5 protein-coding genes are annotated in these 4,315 nt (G+C 61.5%); 2 read left to right on the forward strand and 3 right to left on the reverse strand.

Annotation, left to right across the window (positions count from 1 at the left end; translation table 11 throughout):
- Positions 1-46: 46 nt before the first annotated feature.
- On the reverse strand, positions 47-697 hold the full coding sequence (locus EN914_RS26110; protein WP_024505732.1) for a TetR/AcrR family transcriptional regulator: 651 nt from the start codon (positions 695-697) through the stop codon (positions 47-49).
- 71 nt (positions 698-768) lie between these two features.
- Complete coding sequence (locus tag EN914_RS26115; RefSeq protein ID WP_024505733.1) at positions 769-1,053, reverse strand: acylphosphatase; 285 nt, start codon at positions 1,051-1,053, stop codon at positions 769-771.
- A gap of 173 nt (positions 1,054-1,226) precedes the next feature.
- Between EN914_RS26115 and EN914_RS26120 the strand changes: the two genes are divergently transcribed.
- Positions 1,227-2,219: a helix-turn-helix domain-containing GNAT family N-acetyltransferase gene (locus EN914_RS26120; protein WP_024505734.1), complete on the forward strand. Its 993-nt coding sequence runs from the start codon at positions 1,227-1,229 to the stop codon at positions 2,217-2,219.
- Between the two features lie 35 nt (positions 2,220-2,254).
- On the opposite strand, the gene EN914_RS26125 is transcribed toward EN914_RS26120, so the two are convergent.
- Positions 2,255-3,367, reverse strand: a complete 1,113-nt coding sequence (locus EN914_RS26125) for a pyridoxal phosphate-dependent aminotransferase (RefSeq protein ID WP_024505735.1) — start codon at positions 3,365-3,367, stop codon at positions 2,255-2,257.
- A 117-nt stretch (positions 3,368-3,484) separates the two neighbouring features.
- Between EN914_RS26125 and EN914_RS26130 the strand changes: the two genes are divergently transcribed.
- Positions 3,485-4,315, forward strand: an 831-nt coding sequence (locus tag EN914_RS26130; protein WP_127389347.1) for a tetratricopeptide repeat protein, incomplete at its 3' end; no start/stop codon positions are given.

A 4,315-nucleotide genomic window follows, 5' to 3' on the forward strand; every position in this document is an offset into this window, starting at 1 on the left:
GACCCCGAAAATCGACTTTGATTTTCGGAAAGGGATCATGCGCGAATCAAAATGCTGCAGCGTCCTTTGCGCGTCCGAAGGGACGCGCGGCGCTGTAGGCGTCGATCTTCGCGCCGACGAGCCGCATTGTCATTGAAAGATATCTCGTGGTCACTTCGCCGATCGACAGCCGTTCGCCCGGCCGAAACCAGACGATGACGCCGGTCATCATCTGGATCAGCGCCATGGCGGTCAGTCCGGTGTCGTCGATGCTGAAGGCGCCCGTCTCGGCGCCGTCGCGCAGGATGGTGCGCAGCTCCTTCTCGTAGGCAGTGCGCATGCGCAGGATCTGCGTCAGCCTTTCCGGCGACAGGCTGCGCAATTCCATGTTCGACACATGCGTGGCGTGCCGTCGCTCGATGTGGAAAGTGATGTGGTTTTCGACATAGGCCGAAAGCCGCTGCACGGGATCCGCATTAACCGGGCGAGCTGTTTCCCACGCTTCGGTCAAACCTTCCATGTGCTCGCGCATCAGCGTGAACAGAAGCTCTTCCTTGGTCGGAAAGTAGCGGTAGAGCGCGGCCGCCTGTACGCCGACCTCGGCGGCGAGCTGTCGCATCGACATCGCCTCGTAGCCAAAACGCGCGATCAGATTGACCGCCGCCTCACGAATGGTCGCTTCGGTCTTTTCGCCATCAGACCCGGCGGTGCGTGCCATGTCAGCTCCTCTGCGGAGCAATAATAAAACGAACGTTTAATTAATTCAAGGCGCTCAATCCAAATCCGCCTTCATGCCACGATCCTGAACCCAACAGAGGCGTTTTCTGCCTCCAACTCCTCGACGTCGACCTTGGAAACCAAAGCCCCGGCCGGCCCTTTCCAGAGGCGCTCGATCATTGTCGAGACCGCCTCATCGAGGCCTGCGATCTCGGCCGTTACGGACGCATCCGCTTCATTGCAAACCCAGCCCGCAAGACCAAGGCCCGTGGCCTCATCCCGGGCCCAGGCTCTGAAGCCGACGCCTTGCACGTTACCGTAGACGCGTGCGTGCACTTTCCTGCGATGACCAGCCATGAATCTCTCCAAGCCTGTCTCGTTGAATCTGGCGCACGGCCTGAGGAATGCAACCTGCGCGCGGACGCAATAGCTGGGCCTTCCGGCTTTAGCTGGCCTTCTGGCCTTGAATTTAATTGACTCAGTCCACTAATTTAGGAAAATGGAACTGCTTTATTAGGAGCTGGCCGCAAATGTTGGACGAACGCAACGCATTGGTGGCCGATGTCCGGCGCTTCAATCGCTTCTACACGCGCACTGTCGGCCTTCTCGACGAGACGCTGACACAAAGTGCATTCACTTTGACCGAGGCGCGCGTGCTGTTCGAACTGGGTCACCGCAGCAACCCGGCTTCCGCCGAAATCGCCGGCGAGCGAGGTTTCCTGGTTGGGGCTTTTCGGCTGGAGAATGGCCCGGCGGCCTCCGAAATATCGAGACAGTTGCGTGTCGATGCCGCCTATCTGACGCGGATCCTGCGCAAGTTCGCGGGCCAGGGGCTGACCGAGGCCAGAACGGACCCGGCTGACCGGCGCCGAAGGGTCCTCTCGCTGACCGCAAGGGGCGAGGCAGCGCTTGCCAGGCTGCAGGCGGCGGCCGATCGGGACACGGCGCGGCTGATCGAAAGCGTACCCGACGACAGGTTGCATGAACTGCGCAGCGCCTTGCGCAAGGCGGGGGAGTTGCTGGGCGATCCCACCCGTGAAAGCGGCGAGGTGACGTTGCGGCCGCATCGCGTCGGCGATGTCGGCTGGGTCGTGCAGCGCCAGGCCCAACTTTATGCCGAGGAATATGGCTGGACGATCGAGTTCGAGGCCATGCTCGCCGAGATCGGCGCCGATTTCATTCGCAACTTCGTGCCTGGCCGCGATTTCTGCTGGATCGCCGAGCGCGGCGGTCAGTCGGTCGGTGCCGTGTTCCTGGTCCATCAGGACGACAAGGTGGCAAAGCTGAGAATGCTGCATGTCGAGGCGTCGGCGCGCGGCCTCGGCATCGGCAAACGACTGGTCGCGGAATGCGTGAACCAGGCCCGGGCTTGCGGCTACACCAAGCTGGTTCTGTGGACCAACGACATCCTCGTTGCGGCGCGCGCGATCTACGAACGTGCCGGCTTCAGGCTGGTCTCGCAGGAGCACCACCGCAGCTTCGGCAAGGATCTGACCGGCCAGACCTGGGAAATGGATTTGTAGGCGGCTTTTGCTGCTGGTTGCGCGCCAGCGGTATCCTAATTGCCCCGCGCCGCCGCCAAAGCACCGGGAAGTTCCTCGGCAAAAATGTCGAGCTCGTGATCGAGGCCGACGCTGACCCGGATGCAGCGGTCGAGCCGTGGCACCATCGGCTTGCGGATGAAGACGTCGCGTGACAGCAGGCCTTGCAGAACTTTCAGTGCGAAGGGGCCATCGCCGCAGCAATCGATGGTGACGAAATTGGTCGCCGACGCCAGTGGCTTCAGCCCGTTCGCTTCGGCAATGCCGGCGATGCGTCGGCGGCCGGCCGCGACCCGCGCCACCACGCTTTGCAGATAGTCCTGATCGGCGAGCGCCTCGACGCCGGCGATCTGCGCCATGCGGCTGACGCCGTAGTGGTTGCGGATCTTCTCGAAGTCGCGGATCACCTGGGCCTCAGCGATCGCATAGCCGCAGCGTATGCCCGCCAGCCCGTAGGCCTTCGAGAAGGTGCGCATGCGGATGACGTTTGGCCTGGAGATATCGATCGGCGGCAGCGCCGAGGCCGGTCCGAGTTCGCCATAGGCCTCGTCGAGCACCAGCATGGTGGTTTGCGGCAGCGCCTCGATGAAGCGGATGATCTCGCTCGCCTCCCACCAGCTACCCATCGGATTGTCGGGGTTGGAGAGATAGACCAGCGGCGCCTTGTCCCTGCGCACCGCCGCCAGCAGGCCGTCCAGGCTTTCCTTGTCGTTCTCGTAAGGGACCGTCACCAGTCGCCCGCCGACACCGGCAATGTGGAAGTTGAAGGTCGGATAAGCGCCGAGCGAGGTGACCACAGCATCGCCGGGTGCCACATACATGCGTGCCACCAGAGCGAGCAGGCCATCTATGCCTTCGCCGACAACGACGTTCTCTGTCTTTACGCCGTGATGCGCGGCCGCCGCCACCTTCAGATCGTGATTGTCGGGATCGCAATACATCCACATGTCGCCGGCGATCTCGGCCATGCGGGCGATGACGCGCGGCGAGGGACCAAAGCTGCTCTCATTGGCGCCGATGCGGGCGCGAAAAGCGCGGCCACGCTCGCGCTCCTGTGCTTCGGGGCCGACAAACGGCACCGTCGAGGGAAGCGCTGCGATGAGCGGCATGAGGGGAGGGCGCTGGTGCATGGCGGAAGCTCGCTTGAAAGGGCCTTCTTGCTAGCGCGCCGGATGGGTCGGTGCAAGTTGCCGCCGGGCAGATCCGTAGCGCTGGATTCTTTCGTCCCTTTTTGCTAGCGACACGTGATGAGCAATCGATTGCCACCAGCCTGGTCCAAGCATCTGAAGGCACAGACCGGGCCGACAATCGCGCCGCCGAAAATCGTGCAGCCGAAGACCGCGCAGCCGAAGACCGCGCAGCCGAAAGCGAAACCGCAGCCGCCTGCGGTGAACGACGACATGCTGCTGAGGCAGGCGCTCCAGTTTCAGCAGGCCAAGCGGCTTCCTGAAGCAGAGGAGCTATGCCATCGCGTTCTGACCCGCAAGCCTAACCACGCATTGGCCCTCTACATACTCGGCACGCTCGGGCTTGGTGTCGACAACGAGTTGGCAATTAGGTATTTTGCTCGGGCGGCCGACCAGGAGCCCAACAATCCTTATTATCAACTTAGTCTGGGCGAAGCCTATTTGAAGATCGGTGACTATCCTCCAGCGATTAGGCATCTGCAGCGCGCCTGTGAACTGAAGCCCGATCTGGTAGAAGCTCTCCGTGGACTAGGAGATGCTTATGGAAAGTTTGACAAGGCAGATATCGCCTTGTCGGTCTATGAGAAGGCACTCGGAATCAATCGAGACCACCCGACGGTCCGAATGGGCCTGGCGAGCGTCCTTATCAACCTTGGACGTATGGACGAGGCGACCAGCTATCTCAAAGAGACCATAGACCGTCGAGTTGACGTTGCGGATGCCTATCAGGCTCTTGTTAACATCCACAAATTCTCCGAGGAGCCGCCGGAACTCAAACAGATTCTCGGTGAAATTTCCAACCCGGCAGCCTCGGACGACCAACCATATGCCCTTCATCTTGCGGCAGGCAAGATCCTGAATGATCTTGGCCGCTATGATGAAGCGATGGAC

Origin of the sequence: Mesorhizobium sp. M7A.F.Ca.CA.001.08.2.1 (assembly GCF_003998455.1) — a bacterium.
Lineage (GTDB): Bacteria > Pseudomonadota > Alphaproteobacteria > Rhizobiales > Rhizobiaceae > Mesorhizobium > Mesorhizobium ciceri.

What these genes read in the sequence shown, in the direction of transcription:
- EN914_RS26110 (WP_024505732.1), bottom strand. Translation starts at nt 697, where the DNA reads ATGGCACGCACCGCCGGGTCTGATGGCGAAAAGACCGAAGCGACCATT.
- EN914_RS26115 (WP_024505733.1), bottom strand. Translation starts at nt 1,053, where the DNA reads ATGGCTGGTCATCGCAGGAAAGTGCACGCACGCGTCTACGGTAACGTG.
- EN914_RS26120 (WP_024505734.1), top strand. Translation starts at nt 1,227, where the DNA reads ATGTTGGACGAACGCAACGCATTGGTGGCCGATGTCCGGCGCTTCAAT.
- EN914_RS26125 (WP_024505735.1), bottom strand. Translation starts at nt 3,367, where the DNA reads ATGCACCAGCGCCCTCCCCTCATGCCGCTCATCGCAGCGCTTCCCTCG.